We start from the raw sequence: 21904 nt of genomic DNA, 5'->3' as shown, positions 1-21904 counted from the left end.
TGCACAAGGGGCGTTGCCTCCCTATGTAAACCAAATGTTAAGAGTTTGTGCCGTCTTTGTTCTCTGCCTTCTGCCGCAGTTTGCGGCAGCGGATCCCAATGGGCGGATCCGCGTGATCGATGGCGATACTTGGGATGTCGGCGGTGACCGGGTGCGGCTGTTTGGCATTGATGCACCCGAGGTTGATCAGACCTGCCAGCGCCCGAATGGGGAGGTCTGGGCCTGTGGCCAGTGGGTCTCGCAACAGGTCAGGAAACAATACGACGGCAAGTCGGCAAGCTGTACGGCGCTCGACACGGATCGCTATGGCCGCATCGTGGCGCGGTGCGCAGTAGGGCGCGAGGATGCCGGTCGGGTGATGGTATCCGATGGTCTGGCCTTTGCGTATCGCAAATACTCTATGGACTATGATCTGGATGAAAAGGCGGCGGCGGTGAACGGTCGCGGTCTGCATGGCGATCAGTTTCAGCGACCAGCGCAGTTTCGCGCGGCCAAGCGGTCTGCCGTACAACCCTCGCGGCAGGATTGCCCGATCAAAGGCAATGTTTCATCCAAGGGGACGCGGATTTACCACGTGCCGGGGCAAGAGCATTACGGCAAGACACGGATCAACCCGTCCAAGGGCGAGCGTTGGTTCTGTTCGGAAGCCGAAGCGCAGCAGGCGGGATGGCGGCGCGCACGACGTTGACGTCGTGAACAGTCTCCGGAATTTGCGCGGACGCTTGATCCGCATCAAAGTGCTGCCACATCAAGACGCGATAGCCTGCTGTGAAACTGAAGGAAACGGAGCGAAAACATGTCACATACCCCACACGAATTGCACGAAGAATTCCCTGACAAGGCCGAGCGGATTCAAGAGCTGAAGCAGTCGGATGCCCATTTCGCCCGACTGACGGACGAGTATCACGAGGTCAACCGCGCTGTTCATCGTGCGGAGACCAATGTCGAGCCAATCGAAGAATTGGCCGAGGTCGAACTGCGCAAGCAACGCGCGATGCTCAAAGATCAGATTTGGGGATTGCTGTCGGCCTGATAGTGCCTTTGGGGCGTCAGCTGACTTGGTACGGCAGGACGCCCCGTTCATTCTCGTTGATCGTCAACTGCCGTTCCAGTGGCGGAACCGACCGCTGATGGCACTTTTTGCGCTCGCAAATGCGGCAGGAGATGCCGATTGGTTCAAAGCTGCCGGTATCCGATACATCAAGCCCATCCGCATAAACCAGCGAACCGGCGTGCTTGACCTCGCATCCGAGCGCGATGGCATAACGGCGTATCGGCGCACCGAACGATCCGCCCGGTTTTGATACGTCGCGCGCAAGCAGGATGTATCCGACGCCGTCGGGGGTTTCAGCCAGTTGTCTCAGGAAACGGCCCGGGGTTTCAAAGGCCTGATGCACGTTCCAAAGGGGACAGGCCCCGCCAAACCGTGCAAATTGCAGGCGCGTGGCGCTGTGGCGTTTGGTGATCGTACCGGCCTGATCGACCCGCACAAAGAAGAATGGCAGCCCCTTGGCGCCGGGGCGCTGCATCGTCGATAATCGATGCGCCACTTGTTCGATGGATGCGCCAAATTGCAGGCTGAGCCGCTCCAGATCGTGACGACAATCCTGAGCGGCGGACAAAAACGTGCGATAGGGCATCAACGCGGCACCGGCGAAATAGTTTGCCAGACCGATCTTCGCGATCGACCGAGCGGCGTCCGTATGGAAACGAGCAAGATCCAGCGTCGCCTCAAGCAGCTTGTCCTGCGTCAGCAACGCAAGCTGCAAGAGCATCTGAAACACCTGTGTTTGCGGTGTCGCGCGTGATGAAAGACGCAGGATTTTGCGGTCGGTGTCGAACTGGCGCAATGGTTCCATGTCGACAAACGCGACGGCAACCCCGCGTGCGGTTAACTGTGCGGTGGCCACTGACCGAATGTCTTGGGGTGTCGCCGCCGTCCCCGCAAAATTCTCAGCCGCGCGGTCAACCGCATCAATGTAATTGTCGCAATAATGAAAGAAGTCGCGGACCTCGTCCCAAGGGCTGGTTTGTGTCCGCGCATCTTCGCGTCCGAGGGCCTCATCCAGCGAGGCAAGGCGCTCGTGGGTTTGTCGATAGCTGCGATGCAGATCGATGAACGCACGGGCAAGGGCGGGGGCGTTGGAGGCAGTTAACCGCAGGTCGGCCATCGGAGGCATGGCGTCGGCAAACACCGGATCGGCCAGGGCCTCGCGCATGTCGCTGACCAGCCTTTCGCTGTCACCCGTGGACAACTCGGTCACATCCATTCCGAATTCCTGCGCGAGCGCCAGAACGACGGTTGTGCTGACCGGTCGGTTGTTGTTTTCCATCTGGTTCAGGTAAGGCAGCGAAACGCCGAGCTTTGCGGCGAAGTCTTTTTGCGTCAGGCCAAGGCGGGTACGCATCTCGCGCAACTTGGCTCCGGCATAGAGTTTTTGCGTCGCCATGTCGTGCCTTTGCAAAATTCGAACTAATGCAGGCTAACTTTGCAAATTGCGGGGTGCAAGGCTCAGAGGCCCAGTTTCCTTTGCCGCATAATCACGAGGATGATCGAAAGAATACTTAGGATTGCAGTGATCAGCATCATCCAGAGCAACGGGAACGCCCCGGTTTCCGGGGTCAGCAGGGCTCCGGCCAGTGCGCTGAGCGCCGCGCCGCCACCCAGCATGATAGAGCCGCCGAGGCCAGAAGCCGTCCCGGCCAGATGCGGTCGTACAGAGAGCATCCCGGCGGTGGCATTGGGCATGGACAGGCCGTTGCCGAGACCCACAAAGGTCATCAACCCGAAAAAGGTGAAATGCGAGTCAATACCGGCGTAGGTAATGGCGAGGGATGTCGCAATGCCGACCAAGCACAGGATGCATCCCCAGAGGATCATCAAGTTGATGCCGACCCGTGCAGAGAACCGGCCCGTGAGGTAATTGCCAAGAAAATAGCCAAGCGCGGGCGCACCAAAATAGAAACCCAAGGCGGATGGTTCCAGCGCATAGACATCGGTGCCGATGAACGGCGCGCCGCCGAGATACGCAAAAAACGCTCCTGACGACAGGGCCATGGCAAGCGAATAGCCCCAGAACCGCGGACTGCGCAGCAATTCCGGGTATTCGCCAAACTGCTGTGCAAGGGTCAGCCCGCTCTTGCCGCCGGTTTCGCCCATGTCGTAGCGGATCAGCCATAACATCAGGACACCGATTGCAAAAAGCAGCCAGAAATTCGCCTGCCAGCCAAAGATCTCGTCCAGCACGCCACCGATCACCGGGCCAAGCATCGGCACGACAGCCATGCCCATGGTGACATATCCGATCATGCTAGCGGCCTTGTCCTGCGGATACATATCCCGAACCACCGCGCGACCCAGCACCATGCAAACCGCGATGACCGCCTGGCACATTCTGAAGATCAAAAAGACCTCGGCGGTTGGTGCGAAAATGCAGCCTAATGTCGCCAGCAGAAACAGGACCACGCCATAAAGTGTGACCGGGCGTCTGCCCAGCTTGTCGGCGAAAGGCCCGATGAAAAGTTGTAGAATGGCGCTGGTCGCCAGATACAGCGCCACCGAGAGCTGCAAAACCCGATAATCGGTCTGAAAGTAAACCGTCATATTCGGCAGGCTTGGCAGAAAGATGTTCATTGCCAGCGCCGACGTCCCGGTCATCAGGATCAGCGTCCCGATGTGCGGCGGAGTTCGCCGATCCAGAAATCGTATGTTGGGTGTGTCAGTCATGATCAGACTCAGTCCTATACGCGCAACATCGAGCTTCCACCATAACTTCAAGTGTTAATTAGCAGGTTTTCAATTAGCAATCATATGCAGGTAAATAGTTTGCAAATATTCTTATTAACCCTTTGGTTGCGCCCCGCAATTCTGTAGTGTTCCGCAAAATCTGCAAGGGGACATGCCATGAAAGATATCCTTTCCGAGTTGGAGGGTCGCCGCGAGGATGCCCGTCTGGGTGGTGGGCAAAAGCGGATCGACTCTCAGCACGCCCGTGGCAAGCTGACAGCCCGCGAACGGATTGAACTGTTGTTGGACGAAGGCAGTTTCGAGGAGTTTGACACCTTCGTCGCGCATCGCTGCACCGACTTTGGGATGGAAAAACAACGTCCTGCGGGCGACGGTGTGGTAACGGGCTGGGGCACGATCAACGGTCGGATGGTCTATCTGTTCTCGCAGGACTTTACGGTGTTTGGCGGATCGTTGTCGGAAACCCACGCTCAGAAGATCTGCAAGATCATGGATATGGCGATGCAGAACGGGGCGCCGGTCATCGGCATCAACGATTCCGGTGGTGCACGTATTCAGGAAGGTGTCGCCAGTCTCGCGGGATATGCCGAAGTCTTTCAGCGCAATATCATGGCCAGTGGCGTTGTGCCCCAGATCAGCGTGATTATGGGGCCCTGTGCAGGTGGGGCGGTGTATTCGCCGGCGATGACCGATTTCATCTTTATGGTCAAAGACACCTCCTACATGTTCGTCACCGGGCCAGACGTGGTCAAGACGGTCACCAACGAAGTCGTCACCGCCGAGGAGTTGGGCGGCGCAGGAACGCACACCCGCAAGTCCAGCGTTGCAGATGGCGCGTTTGAGAACGATGTCGAAGCTTTGGCCGAAGTGCGCAGGCTGGTCGATTTTCTGCCGCTGAACAATCGCGACAAGGCGCCGGTGCGTCCGTTCTTTGATGAACCCGGTCGCGTTGAGGCGAGCCTTGATACTCTGATCCCGGACAACGCCAACAAGCCCTATGACATGAAGGAGTTGATCCTGAAGGTCGCGGACGAAGCGGATTTCTATGAGATTCAGGAAGACTTTGCCAAGAACATCATAACGGGTTTCATCCGCCTTGAGGGCAGCCCTGTCGGCGTGGTCGCGAACCAGCCGATGGTTCTGGCCGGATGTCTGGATATCGACAGTTCCAGAAAAGCCGCGCGTTTCGTGCGGTTCTGCGATGCCTTCGAAATCCCGATCCTGACCTTTGTGGATGTGCCCGGCTTTTTGCCCGGCACCGGTCAGGAATACGGCGGCGTTATCAAGCATGGCGCAAAGCTGCTCTTTGCTTATGGCGAGGCGACGGTACCAAAGGTCACAGTCATCACCCGCAAGGCTTATGGCGGCGCCTATGACGTGATGGCGTCCAAGCATCTGCGCGGCGATTTCAATTATGCCTGGCCGACAGCTGAGATCGCGGTGATGGGGGCCAAGGGCGCGACCGAGATCATCCATCGTGCCGATCTTGGCGATGCCGACAAGATCGCAGCGCACACCAGGGACTATGAAGATCGTTTCGCAAATCCTTTTGTGGCTGCGGAAAAAGGCTTTGTGGACGAGGTGATCATGCCGCATTCCACACGGATGAGAGTGAGCCGCGCGTTCGCGTCGTTGCGGAACAAGTCCCTGCAAAATCCGTGGAAAAAGCACGACAACATTCCACTCTGAATACACCCTTACGATTGCCCGACCGACCCGCAAGGAGATCACGTTGTTCCAGTTCTGGAAAAGCCAGACGTCCAATCCCGCACATGCCATTGACGGCACCTGCGTGGATCAGGATGGGTGTGGCGTTTCCAGCCTTTGGATGCGTGCGGTTGGGCAAAGAGATGCGCGCACAGGGCGTGACGCGCCAGCAGCCCCGGCGGGAGGAGCCCGGAAACGGAGCCGCCGGGGCTGTGGATTAACACTGATGTTGATCTTGATGGCGACCTCTGCGGCGACTCAGCAAGCGGTTTCGGTTCCCTCCGGACAGGCTGTTTCGCTCAACGAGGTTCTGCTTGATGACGCAACCGGCGAGACCTGGGTGCGGTTCAGATTCGTCGCTCCCGCAATTGCGCGTGACGGCGGGTCGGTCAACTATGACGTTGCCGCCGGGGATATAGAGCATCTTTGCCGTGATATGGTGATTCCCTACATGTCCGAATTTGAGCTGGCCTTTACACATGTGGTGATCTCGATGGCGGACCGCGATGTCCCGTTTGGAGAGGCAAATCCGAACGCGACCCAGTTTTTTGAGGCGTATCGGCTCGAAGATGCCGACTGTATCTGGGAGGCCTACTGATGCGGACCCAAGATGTTGCGGATTCATGCGCAGTGCGTGGCCGGGATATGCCCATGAAATGTGCGATCGATTTGGCGACAAACCAACGATTCCAATCTGACTGTTTCTACGCTAACTGTTCGACAAGTCGCGCTAAGGCGATTGTTGCCTCCAACGAGGGGCGGACCGGGGTTAATGATCCCGGCATAGCGAAGAGAGCAGTCAGGAGACATTCATGTCTACCAGCATCAGATTTGTTGCGGCGATCAGCTTGGTCGTCGCTGTCGCAGCCTGTGATACCTCACCACAGGAAGAATTTGTGGTGGCAGAACCGGACTCTGTCAGCATCGAACCGACCTACACGGGCAAGTACGACTGATCCGTCTGCAAGTGCGGACATCGGGCCGGCCCTGAATTCCGCTGCAATGCATGCGGGGGACACCCCATGTTGAAGCATCGCGGCTTTCCCGGACGTCTGGCCGGAACAGATTTTCAGTTCACGATTCGGCGCCCGAATCCAAAAGGGGTGACCCCTCTCAAGCCGCGCGAGCGGTTTGCGGATCGCCGGCCTGCGGATCGCCGTGCGGATGCAGGTTTCATCGCCGCGCTCTGGGAGCATTTTGGCGACGAGCCGTTTGAACGTGGCAACCTTGATGCCGGGCGGCTGAATTGGCTGTTTGGACGCGAGGTGGTTGCCGCAGAAGATCCCTTTGATCCAGAAAGTTATGATGCACTTCTTAAGTTAGATGTTAGCGTCGCACGCGCCAGTTACCCCGACGCTTTCCGAGGGGACGGGTCATGATCGCCCAACTGACATCATTGCATCGGCAAAAAATGGCTCAAAATGGCCGTTCTGAAAACTGCCACTTGGCGAATGAAAAGAAATGTACCACCGTAAAGGTTGTAAGCGGCGTTATTATTCCCGCGCTGTTTACTGACTACCTATTCCGTACCCCTTCCCTGAACGGGCAGGCTTTCGTCGATGGCGATTGCCTGCCCGTTTCTTATGACCCGCAACGCGCTGCAATGGTTCGGCATCGATTTGCCGATCCGTGCAGCGATCGCGCTTTCGGATTGCATGGGAGCGGCTCAACCGGGCATTTACGCGCATCAGCCACCAGCCCGATAAAAGGAGGGGCGGAATGCGAGCAAGAACTCTTTGGATCACTGTGTTGGTATGTGTCGGCCTTGCCGGCTGTGGCAACACGGTTGGCAAACAAGCCTTGTATGGTGGCGGAGCAGGCGTTCTCGGAGCGGCGGTGCTGCAAGGGAGTATCGTCGGTGGAGTGGTCGTTGGCGCCGCAGGCAATGTCCTGTACTGTCAGCATAAACCGGGCGGTTGTCGCTAGACCCATTCGCAAGCGTTCGGGAGCGTTCCGGACATCTCAGCGGCCCCTGAGCTCTGATCTCACAACATCCGTAGGGCGAAGTAGCATTCCGCGTGTCTTGTGGCGCACAATGTCCGAGACCCGGAATTGCAGACGCGCTGCCCGTGCGAACTCGGGATATCCAACGCCTGAAAAAACCAGATTGTCGCAGAACTCGCCGCGGCCGCTCGCCGTGCGCGCGGGTTTTGCGTTTACCAAATCAACACAGCCAAAGGACAGTCCATGTTCAACAAGATCCTGATCGCCAATCGGGGCGAAATCGCCTGCCGTGTCATCAAGTCCGCTCGCAAGATGGGGATTTCCACCGTCGCGATCTATTCCGATGCGGACCGGGATGCGTTGCATGTGCAGATGGCTGACGAGGCTGTGCATATTGGCCCGCCACCGGCGAACCAATCCTACATTGTGATCGACAAAGTAATGGAAGCCATCCGGAAAACTGGCGCACAGGCGGTGCATCCGGGGTATGGGTTTCTGTCGGAAAACAGCAAGTTCGCCGAAGCACTTGAAGCAGAAGGCGTCGCGTTCATCGGCCCTCCGGTCGGGGCAATCGAGGCCATGGGCGACAAGATTACCTCAAAAAAGATCGCGCAAGAGGCCGGGGTTTCGACGGTGCCGGGATACATGGGGCTGGTCGCTGACGCGGAAGAAGCCGTGAAGATCTCGGGTGAGATTGGCTATCCGGTGATGATCAAGGCATCTGCTGGCGGCGGCGGCAAGGGGATGCGGATCGCCTGGAACGACGAAGAAACCCGCGAGGGCTTTCAAAGCTCAAAGAACGAGGCGGCCAACTCCTTTGGCGACGACCGGATCTTTATCGAAAAGTTCGTGACCCAGCCGCGCCATATTGAAATCCAGGTGCTTTGCGACGGCCACGGCAATGGCGTCTATCTTGGCGAACGGGAATGTTCGATCCAGCGGCGCAACCAGAAAGTCGTCGAAGAAGCACCCAGCCCGTTCCTGGACGAAGCGACCCGCAAGGCGATGGGCGAACAGGCCGTCGCGCTGTCGCAGGCGGTTGGATACACCAGTGCGGGTACGGTTGAATTCATCGTTGATGGCAACAAGAACTTCTATTTCCTTGAAATGAACACCCGCTTGCAGGTCGAGCACCCGGTGACAGAACTGATCACCGGGGTTGATCTGGTCGAGCAGATGATCCGTGTCGCCAACGGAGAAAAGCTGCCTTTTGCGCAGGATGACATCAAACTGAACGGCTGGGCGATTGAAAACCGGTTGTATGCCGAAGACCCGTATCGCGGTTTTCTGCCCTCGATCGGTCGTCTGACACGTTATCGTCCCCCGGCCGAAGTCGCCGAGGAAAGTCATGTGGTGCGCAATGATACTGGCGTCTACGAAGGCGGCGAGATCAGCATGTATTACGACCCGATGATCGCAAAGCTCTGCACGTGGGCTCCGTCGCGGGGCGAGGCGATTGAGCGGATGCGCGTGGCGTTGGATAGTTTCGAGGTCGAAGGCATCGGCCACAACCTGCCATTTCTGTCCGCCGTGATGGATCATCCGAAATTCGTATCCGGCGACATGACCACCGCGTTCATCGCCGAGGAATATCCCGACGGGTTCGAAGGGGTTGAGCTGCCCGAAACCGAATTGCGGCGGATTGCTGCGTCTTGCGCGGCCATGCACCGGATTGCCGAGATACGTCGCACCCGTGTTTCAGGACGCATGGACAATCACGAGCGCAAGGTTGGCAAGCGTTGGGTCGTGACGCTGCAGGACCAGCAATATGATCTCAAGGTCAAGGCCGACCGGGAAGGGGCGACGGTCAAGTTTGCCGATGGAAGCAAGCTGCGGGTCGCGTCGGATTGGACGCCGGGCGACCAACTTGCGGTCATCGAGGTCGACGGGGAGCCTCTGGTTCTCAAGGTCGGCAAGATCACCCAAGGGTTCCGTGTGCGCACCCGCGGCGCCGACCTGAAAGTGAATGTGCGCCGTCCGCGACAGGCGGAACTGGCCGCATTGATGCCTGAAAAGGTTGCGCCGGATACATCCAAGCTGTTGCTTTGCCCGATGCCCGGTCTTGTCGTGAACATCAACGTCGAGGTCGGGGAAGACGTTCAGGAGGGTCAGGCCCTATGCTCGATCGAAGCGATGAAGATGGAAAACATCTTGCGCGCCGAGAAAAAGGGCGTGGTGTCCAAGATCAACGCCGGCGCAGGCGATAGCCTTGCCGTCGACGAAGTGATCATGGAGTTTGAATGATCCCGTGCTGCTGATTGCCGCATATCAATCGATCCGGCGTCGCAGGGATCAAAGCCCGCGTCGCTGGTCGATCTCGCGTTGGCGTTCGGGGGTCTTGTCGATGGACCGGGTGATTTCCCGCACTGTCCAGGGTGATGGTTTGCGCAGTTTGACGCCGCCATCCTTGCCCACGAGAACCAACATGAACCCACGCGGCCGCAATTTCTGGCGCAGGGGCGAGGCTGCGGCAGGATCGGTATCGGTCAGAATGACGACATCACGATCAATCAGCATGTCGAGGTCTTCGCTCAGGCGTTCGATCTGTTCGGTAAACCGCGGATCCGCAGGAGAGTCGGCAAACACCACGACCGGGCGTTTGGTCCAGAGAAATTCGCTCAGATCACTTTCGCCCGCAGGCTGTATCATCGCGGCATTCGGCTGTTCCGATGCGTCCTGCGCCCAAAAAGGTGAAGGCAATAACGCCGCGAAAACAAGTGCTAAGCTGAGTTTCATTTTGTCTCCCGTTGCTAGATATATAAGCACGTCAGCGACAAATGCGATGCTAGTTTTTGCGCCTTGGCACGAAAAATTGACTGCGGCGACGTGGTTGCGATCAGCAATCCGCCATGACGCCTTGCGCGCGGCAAGGCACTTTCCAACATGGATGCATCATCCAGCCTAGAAATTCTGGCGGGCCGGATCCTGCCATGGACAGACAAGACAAGAGGACGATCAAATGGCTTCTGAGAAAGACGACTGGAAGGCCCTGGCTGAGCAGGAATTGCGCGGCCGCCCGCTGGATGATCTGAACTGGAAAACCCTCGAAGGGATCGAGGTTCAGCCGCTGTATACGCCTGAAGACCTGGCGGATGTGGATCATCTGGGTACCACACCGGGAACCGCGCCGTTCACCCGTGGGGTCAAGGCGACGATGTACGCAGGGCGCCCCTGGACGATCCGTCAGTATGCAGGGTTTTCGACGGCAGAGGAATCCAACGCATTTTACCGTCGCGGTCTGGCGGCGGGGCAACAGGGTGTCAGCGTTGCTTTCGATCTTGCCACGCACCGGGGCTACGACAGCGATCATCCGCGTGTGGTCGGCGATGTCGGCAAGGCCGGCGTTGCGATCGATTCCGTTGAAGACATGAAGATCCTGTTTGACGGCATCCCGCTCGACAAGGTCAGCGTGTCGATGACCATGAACGGTGCGGTGATTCCGATCCTTGCCAGCTTCATCGTCACCGGCGAAGAGCAGGGCCACGATAAATCGGTTCTGGCAGGGACGATTCAGAACGACATTCTCAAGGAATTCATGGTGCGCAACACCTATGTTTATCCACCCGAGCCGTCGATGCGGATCGTGGCGGATATCATCGAATTCACGTCGAACGACATGCCCAAGTTCAACAGCATTTCGATCAGCGGCTATCATATGCAAGAAGCTGGCGCGAACCTCGTACAAGAGCTGGCCTATACGCTGGCGGACGGACGGGAATATGTCCGTACCGCCATTGCGCGCGGCATGGACGTCGACAAATTCGCGGGACGGTTGTCGTTCTTCTTTGCGATCGGCATGAACTTCTTCATGGAAGCGGCCAAACTGCGGGCGGCGCGGATGCTGTGGCACAAGATCATGAGCGAGTTTGAGCCCAAGAACCCGAAATCCATGATGCTGCGGACCCACTGCCAGACATCTGGTGTCAGCCTTCAGGAGCAGGATCCCTATAACAACGTGATCCGCACCGCGTACGAGGCGATGAGCGCGGTTCTGGGTGGCACACAGTCATTGCACACCAATGCGCTGGACGAGGCGATTGCGTTGCCTACAGACTTCAGTGCCCGTATCGCGCGGAATACGCAGCTGATCTTGCAGGAAGAAACCGGAGTGACCAATGTGGTCGATCCGCTTGCAGGGTCCTACTATGTTGAAAAGCTGACCCATGATTTGGCTGAAGAGGCATGGAAGCTGATCGAAGAGGTCGAAGAGATGGGCGGTATGACCAAGGCGGTTGCCAGCGGTTTGCCCAAGCTGCGGATCGAGGAATCGGCGGCCACCCGTCAGGCGATGATCGACCGGGGCGACGAGGTGATCGTCGGCGTCAACAAGTACCGCAAGGACAAGGAAGACCCGATCGACATTCTTCAGATCGACAATGAAAAAGTTCGCGAAAGCCAGATTGCGCGCCTCAATAAGGTGCGGGCCGAGCGCGACGAAGACGCCTGTGCGGCAGCACTGGACAACCTGACGCGCTGCGCGGGGGAAAGTGGCAATCTGCTTGAGGCTGCGGTCGAAGCCGCCCGCGCGCGGGCAACTGTTGGAGAAATCAGCATGGCAATGGAAAAGGAATTCGGCCGGCACCGCGCCGAGGTCAAGACGCTTGCCGGTGTCTATGGAGCCGCCTACGAGGGCGACGCCGAATTTGCCGCGATCCAGAAAACGGTCGAGGATTTTGCCGAAGTCGAGGGCCGTCGCCCGCGTATGCTGGTGGTCAAGATGGGTCAGGATGGCCACGATCGCGGCGCCAAGGTGATTGCCACGGCCTTTGCCGATATCGGGTTTGACGTGGATGTGGGACCGCTGTTTCAGACACCGGAAGAGGCCGCGCAGGATGCGGTGGATAACGATGTGCACATCGTCGGCATTTCCAGTCAGGCGGCGGGCCATAAAACTTTGGCTCCGCAACTGGTTCAAGCGCTCAAGGATGCCGGAGCCGATGATATTATCGTCATCTGTGGGGGCGTGATCCCGCAGCAGGATTACCAGTTCCTCTATGACAACGGGGTCAAGGCGATCTTTGGCCCGGGCACCAATATTCCGAACGCGGCCAAGGACATCCTGAGGCTGGTTCGCGAAGCTCGCAGCTGATGAGAAAACGCCCGACGATCGTGATCGGCATGATTGCCGGTGCGGCGTGGGCGCTGGCGGTTGTCTGGCTGCCACAATCGCCGGGATTGCCATTCCTGCCGCCCCCACTGGCACTGCCCGGCGCATTCTTTGCGCCGGGGTTGGTGATGCTCGTTATGATCGGGCGGTTGGCGCAACGCCGGTTCTTTGACGACACGATCATAGATGGCGAAGATTTTGTCCCGCAAAGCCCGGCGTGGATCGACCAGCGCGTTCTGTCCAACACGACTGAGCAGTTGGTGCTGGCCTTGGTGAGCTGGCCCTTTGTGGCTTTGACACTGGGCGGCATTGTGGTCGTGGTCATGGGGCTGGCCTTTGCCGTCGCGCGTCTGGCGTTCTGGATCGGCTATCACATCTCGGCGCCGCTTCGGGGCTTCGGATTTGCCGCCACTTTTTATCCGACGGTTCTCGCGGCAATCTGGTCGTTTGTAGCGTGGCTGTCCTGACGGCGGAGGGCGTCTGGATTTATGCGAGCCAGCAGGTTTTGACCTTTTCCGCGCCGCGCTGACACGGCAATATGGCCGCATGATGAAACTCGATCACATTGCGGTATCCGGTGAAACGCTGAATGCGGCGACGGCCGCGGTAGAAGGCGCGCTCGGTATACGGATGCAGCCCGGTGGGCAGCACGACATGTTTGCGACGCACAACACGCTTCTCGGGCTGGAAGGCGGGCTTTATCTAGAAGCCATTGCGATTGATCCCGCCGCACCCGAACCCGAGCGACCTCGGTGGTTCGATCTTGACCGGTTTTCTGGGCCCGCACGGCTGACCAACTGGATCTGCGCGACTGACGATATGGCGGCCTCCCTCACGCAATTGCCTGCCGGTGCCGGAACGCCTGTGGCGCTGGCCCGCGGAGAATTGCGCTGGCAGATGGCTGTACCGGATGACGGCAAGCTTCCCTTTGATAACCTTCATCCGGCGCTGATTTGCTGGCAAAGTCCGTTGCATCCCAGTGCGATGCTGGCGGCGTCGGGTTGCAGGTTGCGGCGGCTGATCGTTTCGCATCCTGATGCAGTTTCACTCAGGGCCGCGCTGCATCCCATGCTGGATGGTAAACGCATCGTGTATGATACCGGTGCGGCGGCGTTGCGCGCTGAAATTGACACCCCTCACGGTCTGCGCGTTCTGCAATGATCGTGCGTCAGGCACGGGTGGGGGACGCAGAGGCGATCTGTGAGATCTTTAACCCGATCATTCGTCATTCGACCATCACGTTCACCACCGTGGAACGGCGCGTTGATGCGGTGCAGGATGATATCCGCGCTCGCGGTCCGACGTTTCAGGTGCTGGAGAACGAAACCGAGGTGCTGGGCTTTGCCACCTTCGGGCAGTTTCGGTCGGGGCCGGGATATGCGCGCACCGCCGAGCACTCGATCCATCTGGCGGCATCCTTGCGTGGGCGGGGAATGGGGCGTGTCCTGATGCAGCGTCTTGAGCAGGTGGCGATAGAGCAAGGCATTCATGTTCTGGTCGCCGGGATCAGCGGCAGCAACCCTGCCGCAGTCGCATTTCACGAAGCGATCGGATTTGACGTGGTTGGTCGCTTGCCCGAAGTCGGCTTCAAGGCTGGTGCCTATCTCGATTTGGTTCTGATGCAAAAGATATTACGCCCGAGACCAGATGGCGCACCTGACACTCGCGGGCAGCCGGGCTAGACTGATCGAATGTCGATCTGGACCCGCATAACCGACGCGCTGGCTGCGCTGACCAATGGCGAGAGCCTGACGGCGGTGTTTGACCGCCTGCGCACGAGGCCCGAGCGCAGCGTTGCTTTTGCCATTGCTGTCATTGCCTTGGGGGCCAAAATGGCCAAGGCGGACGGGCAGGTGACCCGCGATGAGGTGACTGCATTCCGCGAGGTCTTTCGGATCGGCGAGGAAGAAGAGGCCGGCGCGGCGCGCGTGTTCAATCTGGCGCGCACGGATGTTGCGGGATACCGCGAATATGCGCAACGAATCGGCAAAATGTTTTCCGACGATCCGGAAACCCTGACGGACCTGTTGGAAGGGCTGTTTCATATCGCCATGGCCGACGGGTTTTATCATCCCGGCGAGAACGAGTTTCTTCAGGACGTTGCCGGAATTTTCAACATTCCCGATGCGCAGTTCAAAGCGATGCGCGCACGGTTCGTACCGGACGCGCAGGCCGATCCCTATTCCGTGCTGGGCGTCACGCCCGAAATGCCGATGGCCGAAATCCGCAAGGCGTGGCGTGAGTTGATCCGCGAAAACCATCCCGACCGGATGGTGGCGCGCGGGGTGCCGAAAGAGGCGATCAAGCTCGCTGAAAAGCGGATGATCGACATCAACCGCGCGTGGGAAGATATCAACGGCGCAACGGCCTGATGCGTCTGGCAACCTACAATGTAGAGTGGTTTGCCAATCTGTTCGACAGCGACGACCATTTGATCATCGATGACGGCTGGTCCGGACGGCGGGACGTGACCCGTGCACAGCAGGCCGAAGCGCTTGGCAAGGTGTTTTCGGCACTGAACGCGGATGCGGTGATGATCATTGAGGCGCCCAACACCGGGCGAAACCAAAATACAGTGCGCGCCCTCAAGAACTTTGCCAGCGCCTTTGATTTGCGGACAAATGCCGCCATCATGGGGTTCGCAAACGATACCCATCAGGAAATTGCCCTACTCTATGATCCCGAGGTTGTGACCGCGCGGCATGACCCGGTCGGTCACAGCGTTGGCGATCCCGAAGCGCCAAGGTTTGACAGCAGCTTTCGCATCGATCTGGATGTCGACGCGACTGAGGATCAGGTTCGGTTTTCAAAACCGCCGCTGGAACTGGAGGTCAAGACCAGGCAGGGCACTGCGCTGCGCATGATCGGGGCGCATCTGAAATCCAAGGCACCGCACGGGGCGCGAAACCGGGATGCGGCGATGCGCCTGTCGATCGCGAACCGGCGCAAGCAACTCGCGCAGGCCATCTGGCTGAGGCGGCGGATTGACCAGCATATTGCACAGGGCGCTTCGGTGATGCTGATGGGCGATCTGAACGATGGCCCCGGTCTGGACGAATATGAACACCTGTTTGGCCGCTCGTCGGTTGAAATCGTGCTGGGCGATGACCTCTATGACCCGCACGCACGACGCGCGTTAGAACGTCGGTTGGGCGCGCACCCAACGACCGCCCGTTTCAAGATGCATAAGGGGGATCGCTATCTTCAGGCGCTGTTGGATTACATCATGGTTTCACCCGATCTCATGTCGCACCGACCCGCGTGGCGAATCTGGCATCCTTTTGATGACGCCCATTGCTGGGAATTGAGCGAATTGTGTGAGGCACTTCTGCTCGCGTCCGATCATTTCCCGGTCTCGCTGGATATTGATATCTGAGCTTTGAACGCGCGGGCACGCGGTCTATATTGAACCTATGAAACATATTGTCCCGCTTGCCCTTGTCGGTATCCTGTCCGCCACACCTATCACTGCTCAGAGCGAGGAGGAGGAAGGCAAGGACCTGATGGAGCGAGGCATGGAGCTGCTGTTTGAAGGTCTGCGGGAAGAAATGTCTCCGGCGCTGAAGCAGATGCGCGAATTGGCAGACGACTATGGTCCCGCCCTGTTCAGTTTTCTGGAAGAAATGGGGCCGGCGTTTGGCGAGATGCTCGATGATGTAAAGGACTGGGCCTCCTATCATCCGCCGGAAATCCTGCCAAATGGCGACATCATCATTCGTAAGAAAATCAGACCGGAACCAAAGCCAGAGGCCGAGCCTGTGCCGGTTCCAGAGCTGCCGCCGCAGGGACAGACCGACCTCTGATTCCTAATGGTCAGGGAATATTGATGATCTTCAATTCGGCTGAAAGCGACGAGACCAGCGATTGTAGACGCGCTTCGGCAACTTCGCCGAACAAGTCCCGCGTGTCCTTGGATAGGCGAAATTCCAGAAGTCGCCGCTTGGGGTACCATTTCAGGCTGCTGATCGATTCGCCTTCCTGTATAAGGAGCATCGCACCAAAGCGCATGGCCTTGCCGACGATCTCGGCCTGAAGCTGGGCGGTTTCATCAAGAAGGTCGAACATTTCCTCGAATCGTGTGCCTTCGCGCTTGTTGCGATAGCGGTGCATCAGGGCGAGACCCAGAAACACCCGTTCTGAATGCTTGAGTCCACCAAGGTTAGCGCGGGTGGCGTTGTCAAAACAAATCTCGGCGCGGTAATCTGGATGCGCACGCCAGCTGACATCGTGCAAGAGGCAGGCGGCCTTGACGATCCGCTTGCGTGACGAGGTTGCCGATTTGAACAGGGGCATGATGAAATTGAAGAGGGTATTGCCAAAGCCCGGAAATCGCGCATCCTTGGCTTCGGCGAAATGGCATGCCTCGATCAAGGGATCCCGGTCGCGCAGGCGTTGCGGCATTTGCTCATAGAGCAGCCCTTCGCGGATGCCATAGCTTGAGACCGCGATATCCTTGGGTTTGAAATTGTTCACCAGCCGCGACAGCACATCCGCCGCCATCGGCACCAGCGCCATGCGGGCCGACGATACGTTGGCATTGCTCCGCAGCCAGTCCGGGTCGTTCTTTTCGATGAACTTGACGGTGGCGCGCACGTCCTTTGGCCGCATGCGGTATTCATGGAGCACATGCAGCGGATAGTCGCGGCGCAGCATGTCGATCCGCGCGATCGCCCGCCAGCTGCCGCCAACCAGGAACAATCGGTCAGGCTGTGGCCCCATCTTGTCCATTAGCTGGGACATGACATCTTTGATGTGGGCTTTGCGACCAGCCCGTCCGCCTTTGATGCTTGCAAGCTTAAGCGGACCAAGGGCGGATGTAACCCGCTTGCCAACGCGTCCGCCCGCAATCTCGGCGAGCTCCATGCTGGACCCACCGATGTCACAGACCAGCCCATAAGAACCGGGCCATCCCAGAAGGACGCCTTGCGCCGACAGGCGGGCCTCTTCCTCGCCATCGATCACCCAGATCTTGAGGCCGGTATCCTGTTGCACCTGATCGCAGAACGCTGGACCGTCCTCGGCATCACGCACCGCAGCGGTGGCCACGGCGGTGAGCGGAGGCAGGTTCATCCCGCGTGCAAGATGCTGAAACCGCTGAATGGCGTCCAGTGCGCGTGCGCGCCCCTCGGGGTTGAGACGACCGGATTGCGATAGCCCCGCGCCGAGACCGCACATGATTTTCTCGTTATAGAAATAGGCCGGGCTGCGTGCCGCTCCGTCAAACACTACGAGGCGGACAGAGTTCGATCCAACATCAACGACGCCCACACGCGACAAGGCCCGGGCACTGGGGCTGTCAAACAGCGGGCCGCCAAAGGGATCCCATTCGGGGCTGACTGCGGCGTTCTCGGTATTCATGCTTCCCCCGGCTCATCCGTGGTCAGGATGGGGGATCGGGTCGGATGCGTCAATTCCCCGTCGCCTCGTCTGTATGCGTCAATTTTGGTACGTCAGAGGCGCCGGCAGAACCGCGACCGGACAGCGACGGGTTTTCCATGAAGAACCGGTGGCAATTAAAGGCAAATTCCCCTTCGGTAAGGGTTGCCCGCGTCGAGCCACCATCCGGCCCCATGATCCAGGACTGTGCGACGTCCGCGAGGTTGGCGGCCATGACCTGGCTGACGATTTGCGCCTTTACCGTCGGGTTCAGAATCTCGACCAGCGTTTCGACGCGACGGTTGAGGTTCCGGCCCATCCAGTCGGCGGACGAGATGAACACACGGGCCTTTTTGCTGGGCAATCCGTGGCCATTTCCAAAACAGACGATGCGCGAATGCTCTAGAAAGCGACCGATGATCGATTTCACACGGATGTTTTCTGACAATCCCTTGATACCGGGACGCACGCCGCAGATGCCACGAATGACAAGGCTGATCTTCACGCCGCTCTGGCTGGCACGGTACAGCGCATCGATGACTTCGCTGTCGATGAGCGAATTCATCTTGGCCCAGATCTCTGCGCGCCGGCCGGCCTTGGCATGTTCGATTTCGGCCTCGATCATATCGAGGAGGCGCTGTTTCAGCGACAGCGGCGAAATCGAGAGGTTTTCGAGCTGGTCAGGTGGCGCATAGCCGGAGAGAAAGTTGAACACCTTGGTCGCGTCGCGTCCCAATGCGGTATCACAGGTGAACAGCGACAGGTCGGTATAGATGCGGGCGGTGATTGGGTGATAGTTCCCGGTGCCATAGTGGGTATAGGTGACAAGGCTTTCGCCTTCGCGGCGCACCACGGTGCTGATCTTGGCATGTGTCTTAAGATCAAGAAATCCATAAACCACATGGGCGCCCGCCCGCTCCAGACGCCGGGATTGGCGAATGTTGGCGGCTTCGTCGAATCGCGCCTTGAGTTCGACAAGAGCGGTCACCGATTTCCCGTCTTCTGCGGCCTCGCACAATGCGTCTACGATCGGTGAGTTTTTGGATGTGCGGTACAGGGTCTGCTTGATCGCGACGACGTCCGGATCCCGCGCCGCCTGCATCAGGAACCGCACCACCATGTCAAAGGTTTCGTAAGGGTGGTGAAGCAGCATGTCCTTTTGCCGAATGGCCGCGAACATATCGCCTTCGTGGTCCGAGACCCGCTCGGGGACCCGTGGATTGAAGGATGGCCATAGCAGGTCGGGCCGGCTGTCGAGGACGAGTTTATCCAGATCAGAAATACCGATCATCCCGTCGACCTCAACGACTTCGGCTGTATCGACGCCCAGTTCGCTCATCACTGTCGATTTGAGCTGCTCGGGCGCGCCGGCAGAGTGGGTCATGCGCACGACTTCGCCTCGGCGGCGGCGTTTGAGGGCGACCTCGAACTCGCGCACGAGATCTTCGGCCTCTTCCTCGACCTCCAGATCACTGTCGCGCAGGACCCGGAATTCAAAATGGGTTTTCAACTTGTAGCCCGGAAACAGGCTGCCGATGTGTTCGAGAAGCAGTTCTTCAAGCAGCAGGAACCTTTGCTGACCTGCCTCTGAGGGCAGCGCCATGAAACGGCCGATCTGATGCGGAATTGGCAACAGCGCCTGCAACTCGCGCTTGTCCCGCGTTCTCTCCAATTGCAGAGCAAGGCAAAAGCCGGTGTTCGGAATAAAGGGGAAGGGGTGTGCCGGGTCAATCGCAAGCGGCGAGAGAACCGGAAAGACCCGGTGCAGGAAGGCATCGGCAAGGAACTTCTTGTCGTCCTTGGTCAGCTCTTCGCGGGTCACGACATAGATCCCCGCGTCTTCCAGCGCGGGTTCCAGTGAGGTTAGTACCCGTTGCTGTGATTGCATCAGCTTGCGGGCGTCTTCGTTGATCAGGACAAGCTGTTCCGCCGGCGTCAGCCCGTCGGCGGCGGGTGTCGTATTTCCGGCATGGGCGAGTTCACGCAGACCTGCGACGCGAACGGTATAGAACTCTTCGAGGTTCTTGGCTGAGATCGAAAGGAACCGCAGCCTCTCCAGCAGCGGAACCCGAGGGTTTTCAGCTTCTTCCAGAACCCGCCAGTTAAAGGCAAGCCAGCTGAGCTCGCGATTGTGAAACCGTTCCGGTCCCGTGATGTCGAAATCCGGCAGTTCAACCGCTTCGGGAAAGGGGGAGTCGAGAAAGTTGGCGTTTGTCATGTGGCTGTCGCTATGCGTGTTGAGTGACAAATTTGTGTCGATCCTAGCCATTCTATTCCTGACCGCCAAGCAACTCGGATGCCAGCCGCCGCGAGAGCGTGTGATGCCGGGACAGGGCTGCCTTGTCCAATCGGCTTACGATGTCTTCGGCGGCACGAAATGAACGGTCCATGCGCGACAGAAGAAATGGAATGACATCTGGTTTCGGTGTGATCTGCCGGTCTGCAAACAGTTTGGCCAAGACCGCTGCCAGCAATGTGTCATCGGGCGCGAGCAAGCTGATATGGGTGGTGCCGTCGATCCGGCTTTGCAGGTCGGGCAGGCTGAGAGACCAGAGATTCGGTGCGCCTCTGCCTGTCATCAGCAATTGGTGTCCCTGCGCAAGAATCAGGTTGTGCAGATGAAACAGTGCTTGCTGGGCATCCGCATCAGACGAGATTGCAGCCACGTCCTCGACCGCGATCGGGTGCTCTGCAAGCGTTGGAACATCGAGCGATGGCAAATGTGCGGCAGAAACGATGCGTGCGTCGTTTGTTGCGGCCCAGACATGAGTCAGGTGGGTTTTGCCCGCACCAGCAGGCCCCGACAGGATGAGTTTGCCATTGGGCCAACGCTCGGCGGCATCGATCATCGTAACGGCCATCGCGTTTTCGGGCGAAACAAAAAAGTCGTCTCGCCCCAGAACCGGCTTGGCTGGCAAATCAAAACTTAACTGTTCGGCCATGTTACTCTGTGTCCTGATCGGACTGACCGCGATAAAGACGACTTTGCAGGTATTGTTCCACGCCGAACCGGGTCACGACGCCGATGGCGGCGGCAACAGGAACGGCGACCAGCATGCCGACAAACCCGAAAAGGGCGCCGAATACAGAAAGGGCGAGAAGCAGCCAGACCGGATGCAGCCCGATGGAGCCACCAACCAGTTTTGGTGTCAGAAAGTTGCCTTCGACAACTTGCCCGATCGCAAAGACCGCAGTGACAAGGCCGATCGACGTCCAATCTCCCCAGAACTGGAACAGGGCCAGCCCGATGGCAAGTGAGCCACCGATCAGCGCGCCCAGATAGGGAATGAACGTGACCAGACCTGCAATGACGCCAACGACAAGGCCGAAATTCAGCCCGACGAGCATCAGCGCGATTGCATAATATGCGCCGAGGATCAGGCTGACTGTCCCCATGCCGCGAATGAACGAGGCGAGCGTGTCGTCGATATCTTTCGCCAGTTGGCGGATGACCGGCGCGTGGTCGCGCGGGAGCAGTTCATCGATCCGCGCTATCATCCGATCCCAGTCCAGCAGCATGTATACTGACACCACCGGCACGACGATAAGCAGGACCACGATATTCAGAACCGACAGCGCCGAGCCAAGAGCGGTTTCGATCAAAGCGGGGCCACGTTCCTTGATCGCTTCGCCGATCGTGTTCAGCGTTTCGCGCGCACTGGAACCTTCGACCAGAAGAGACGGGAAATGCTTGGCGATGAAACTCTGCAGATCCTGAAAGAGCTGCGGCATGATGTTGATCAGGTCGATCGACTGCGAAATCAACGTCGGAATGACCAGCAACCCGATCAGGACCGCAAGCAGGATGGCAACGATGGTGATGACGGCGGTCGCCGCGATCCGCGACAACCCGGCGCGTTCCAGTCGATCCGCAACCGGGTCGATGAAATACGCAATGGCACTTCCGATCACGAACGGAAGCAGCACATCGCCAAGAAACCAGAGGACGACGGCAAAAATCGCCGTGACGACACCCCAATATTTCAGTTGATCTCTGACCGGCAATGTCATGTGTGACCCAA

The 21904-nt window shown here is 58.5% G+C and carries 22 protein-coding genes; 15 read left to right on the top strand and 7 right to left on the bottom strand.

Annotation, left to right across the window (positions count from 1 at the left end):
• Positions 1-34 precede the first annotated feature (34 nt).
• Together ABJO75_RS13135 and ABJO75_RS13130 are read left to right on the top strand one after the other, a co-directional pair.
• Complete coding sequence (locus ABJO75_RS13135; RefSeq protein ID WP_348135612.1) at positions 35-688, top strand: thermonuclease family protein; 654 nt, start codon at positions 35-37, stop codon at positions 686-688.
• A 108-nt stretch (positions 689-796) separates the two neighbouring features.
• The gene (locus ABJO75_RS13130; RefSeq protein ID WP_348135613.1) at positions 797-1033 is read left to right on the top strand and encodes a DUF465 domain-containing protein; all 237 of its coding nucleotides are present in this window, start codon (positions 797-799) and stop codon (positions 1031-1033) included.
• Between the two features lie 16 nt (positions 1034-1049).
• Here ABJO75_RS13130 and ABJO75_RS13125 read toward each other — a convergent pair whose 3' ends face one another.
• Together ABJO75_RS13125 and ABJO75_RS13120 are read right to left on the bottom strand one after the other, a co-directional pair.
• Positions 1050-2450 (bottom strand): short-chain fatty acyl-CoA regulator family protein, encoded by a 1401-nt coding sequence (locus ABJO75_RS13125; protein WP_348135614.1) that lies wholly within the window; start codon positions 2448-2450, stop codon positions 1050-1052.
• 62 nt (positions 2451-2512) lie between these two features.
• Positions 2513-3727 (bottom strand): multidrug effflux MFS transporter, encoded by a 1215-nt coding sequence (locus ABJO75_RS13120; protein ID WP_348135615.1) that lies wholly within the window; start codon positions 3725-3727, stop codon positions 2513-2515.
• Between the two features lie 177 nt (positions 3728-3904).
• Between ABJO75_RS13120 and ABJO75_RS13115 the strand changes: the two genes are divergently transcribed.
• The 6 genes from ABJO75_RS13115 (at position 3905) to ABJO75_RS13090 (ending at position 9643) form a co-directional block, all read left to right on the top strand.
• Positions 3905-5437 (top strand): acyl-CoA carboxylase subunit beta, encoded by a 1533-nt coding sequence (locus tag ABJO75_RS13115; RefSeq protein ID WP_348135616.1) that lies wholly within the window; start codon positions 3905-3907, stop codon positions 5435-5437.
• A 43-nt stretch (positions 5438-5480) separates the two neighbouring features.
• Positions 5481-6053 (top strand): DUF6497 family protein, encoded by a 573-nt coding sequence (locus tag ABJO75_RS13110; RefSeq protein WP_348135618.1) that lies wholly within the window; start codon positions 5481-5483, stop codon positions 6051-6053.
• Between the two features lie 214 nt (positions 6054-6267).
• Positions 6268-6411: a hypothetical protein gene (locus ABJO75_RS13105; protein WP_348135620.1), complete on the top strand. Its 144-nt coding sequence runs from the start codon at positions 6268-6270 to the stop codon at positions 6409-6411.
• A gap of 66 nt (positions 6412-6477) precedes the next feature.
• Entirely contained in the window at positions 6478-6834 is a 357-nt protein-coding gene (locus ABJO75_RS13100; protein WP_348135621.1) for a hypothetical protein, read from the top strand.
• A gap of 340 nt (positions 6835-7174) precedes the next feature.
• A complete protein-coding gene (locus tag ABJO75_RS13095) occupies positions 7175-7381 on the top strand; it encodes a hypothetical protein (protein ID WP_348135623.1) in 207 nt (68 codons plus the stop codon).
• A gap of 261 nt (positions 7382-7642) precedes the next feature.
• A complete protein-coding gene (locus tag ABJO75_RS13090) occupies positions 7643-9643 on the top strand; it encodes an acetyl/propionyl/methylcrotonyl-CoA carboxylase subunit alpha (RefSeq protein ID WP_348135624.1) in 2001 nt (666 codons plus the stop codon).
• A 48-nt stretch (positions 9644-9691) separates the two neighbouring features.
• Here ABJO75_RS13090 and ABJO75_RS13085 read toward each other — a convergent pair whose 3' ends face one another.
• Positions 9692-10135 carry a DUF4174 domain-containing protein gene (locus tag ABJO75_RS13085; RefSeq protein ID WP_348135625.1) on the bottom strand — a complete coding sequence of 148 codons (444 nt, stop codon included), beginning with the start codon at positions 10133-10135 and terminating at the stop codon, positions 9692-9694.
• A gap of 223 nt (positions 10136-10358) precedes the next feature.
• Between ABJO75_RS13085 and scpA the strand changes: the two genes are divergently transcribed.
• The 7 genes from scpA to ABJO75_RS13050 all read left to right on the top strand — a co-directional run bounded on the left by scpA (position 10359) and on the right by ABJO75_RS13050 (position 16309).
• A complete protein-coding gene (gene scpA / locus ABJO75_RS13080; RefSeq protein ID WP_348135626.1) occupies positions 10359-12488 on the top strand; it encodes a methylmalonyl-CoA mutase in 2130 nt (709 codons plus the stop codon).
• Complete coding sequence (locus ABJO75_RS13075) at positions 12488-12973, top strand: MAPEG family protein (RefSeq protein ID WP_348135627.1); 486 nt, start codon at positions 12488-12490, stop codon at positions 12971-12973. Before scpA ends, ABJO75_RS13075 begins: the two co-directional genes overlap by 1 nt.
• Positions 12974-13055: 82 nt before the next feature.
• Positions 13056-13667, top strand: coding sequence for a VOC family protein (locus ABJO75_RS13070; RefSeq protein WP_348135676.1), 612 nt, complete (start codon positions 13056-13058; stop codon positions 13665-13667).
• Positions 13664-14188, top strand: a complete 525-nt coding sequence (locus ABJO75_RS13065; RefSeq protein WP_348135628.1) for an N-acetyltransferase family protein — start codon at positions 13664-13666, stop codon at positions 14186-14188. The genes ABJO75_RS13070 and ABJO75_RS13065 overlap by 4 nt, the downstream gene beginning before the upstream one ends.
• 9 nt (positions 14189-14197) lie before the next feature.
• Positions 14198-14878, top strand: coding sequence for a molecular chaperone DjiA (locus tag ABJO75_RS13060; RefSeq protein ID WP_348135629.1), 681 nt, complete (start codon positions 14198-14200; stop codon positions 14876-14878).
• Positions 14878-15882, top strand: coding sequence for an endonuclease/exonuclease/phosphatase family protein (locus ABJO75_RS13055; protein WP_348135630.1), 1005 nt, complete (start codon positions 14878-14880; stop codon positions 15880-15882). Before ABJO75_RS13060 ends, ABJO75_RS13055 begins: the two co-directional genes overlap by 1 nt.
• 37 nt (positions 15883-15919) lie before the next feature.
• A complete protein-coding gene (locus ABJO75_RS13050; protein WP_348135631.1) occupies positions 15920-16309 on the top strand; it encodes a hypothetical protein in 390 nt (129 codons plus the stop codon).
• Between the two features lie 10 nt (positions 16310-16319).
• On the opposite strand, the gene ABJO75_RS13045 is transcribed toward ABJO75_RS13050, so the two are convergent.
• The 4 genes from ABJO75_RS13045 to ABJO75_RS13030 are packed head-to-tail and all read right to left on the bottom strand — an operon-like array spanning position 16320 to position 21893.
• Positions 16320-17864, bottom strand: coding sequence for a Ppx/GppA family phosphatase (locus ABJO75_RS13045; RefSeq protein ID WP_348135633.1), 1545 nt, complete (start codon positions 17862-17864; stop codon positions 16320-16322).
• Between the two features lie 49 nt (positions 17865-17913).
• The gene (locus ABJO75_RS13040) at positions 17914-20100 is read right to left on the bottom strand and encodes an RNA degradosome polyphosphate kinase (RefSeq protein ID WP_348135634.1); all 2187 of its coding nucleotides are present in this window, start codon (positions 20098-20100) and stop codon (positions 17914-17916) included.
• Positions 20101-20152: 52 nt separating this feature from the next.
• Positions 20153-20824, bottom strand: a complete 672-nt coding sequence (locus tag ABJO75_RS13035; RefSeq protein ID WP_348135635.1) for a DnaA/Hda family protein — start codon at positions 20822-20824, stop codon at positions 20153-20155.
• Between the two features lies 1 nt (position 20825).
• The gene (locus ABJO75_RS13030; RefSeq protein WP_348135677.1) at positions 20826-21893 is read right to left on the bottom strand and encodes an AI-2E family transporter; all 1068 of its coding nucleotides are present in this window, start codon (positions 21891-21893) and stop codon (positions 20826-20828) included.
• Positions 21894-21904 lie beyond the last annotated feature (11 nt).

Source organism: Sedimentitalea sp., from assembly GCF_039973035.1.
Classification (GTDB): domain Bacteria; phylum Pseudomonadota; class Alphaproteobacteria; order Rhodobacterales; family Rhodobacteraceae; genus Sedimentitalea.
The sequence above is the reverse complement of the archived record's forward strand: the minus strand, read 5'-3'. Positions and strand labels throughout refer to the sequence as shown.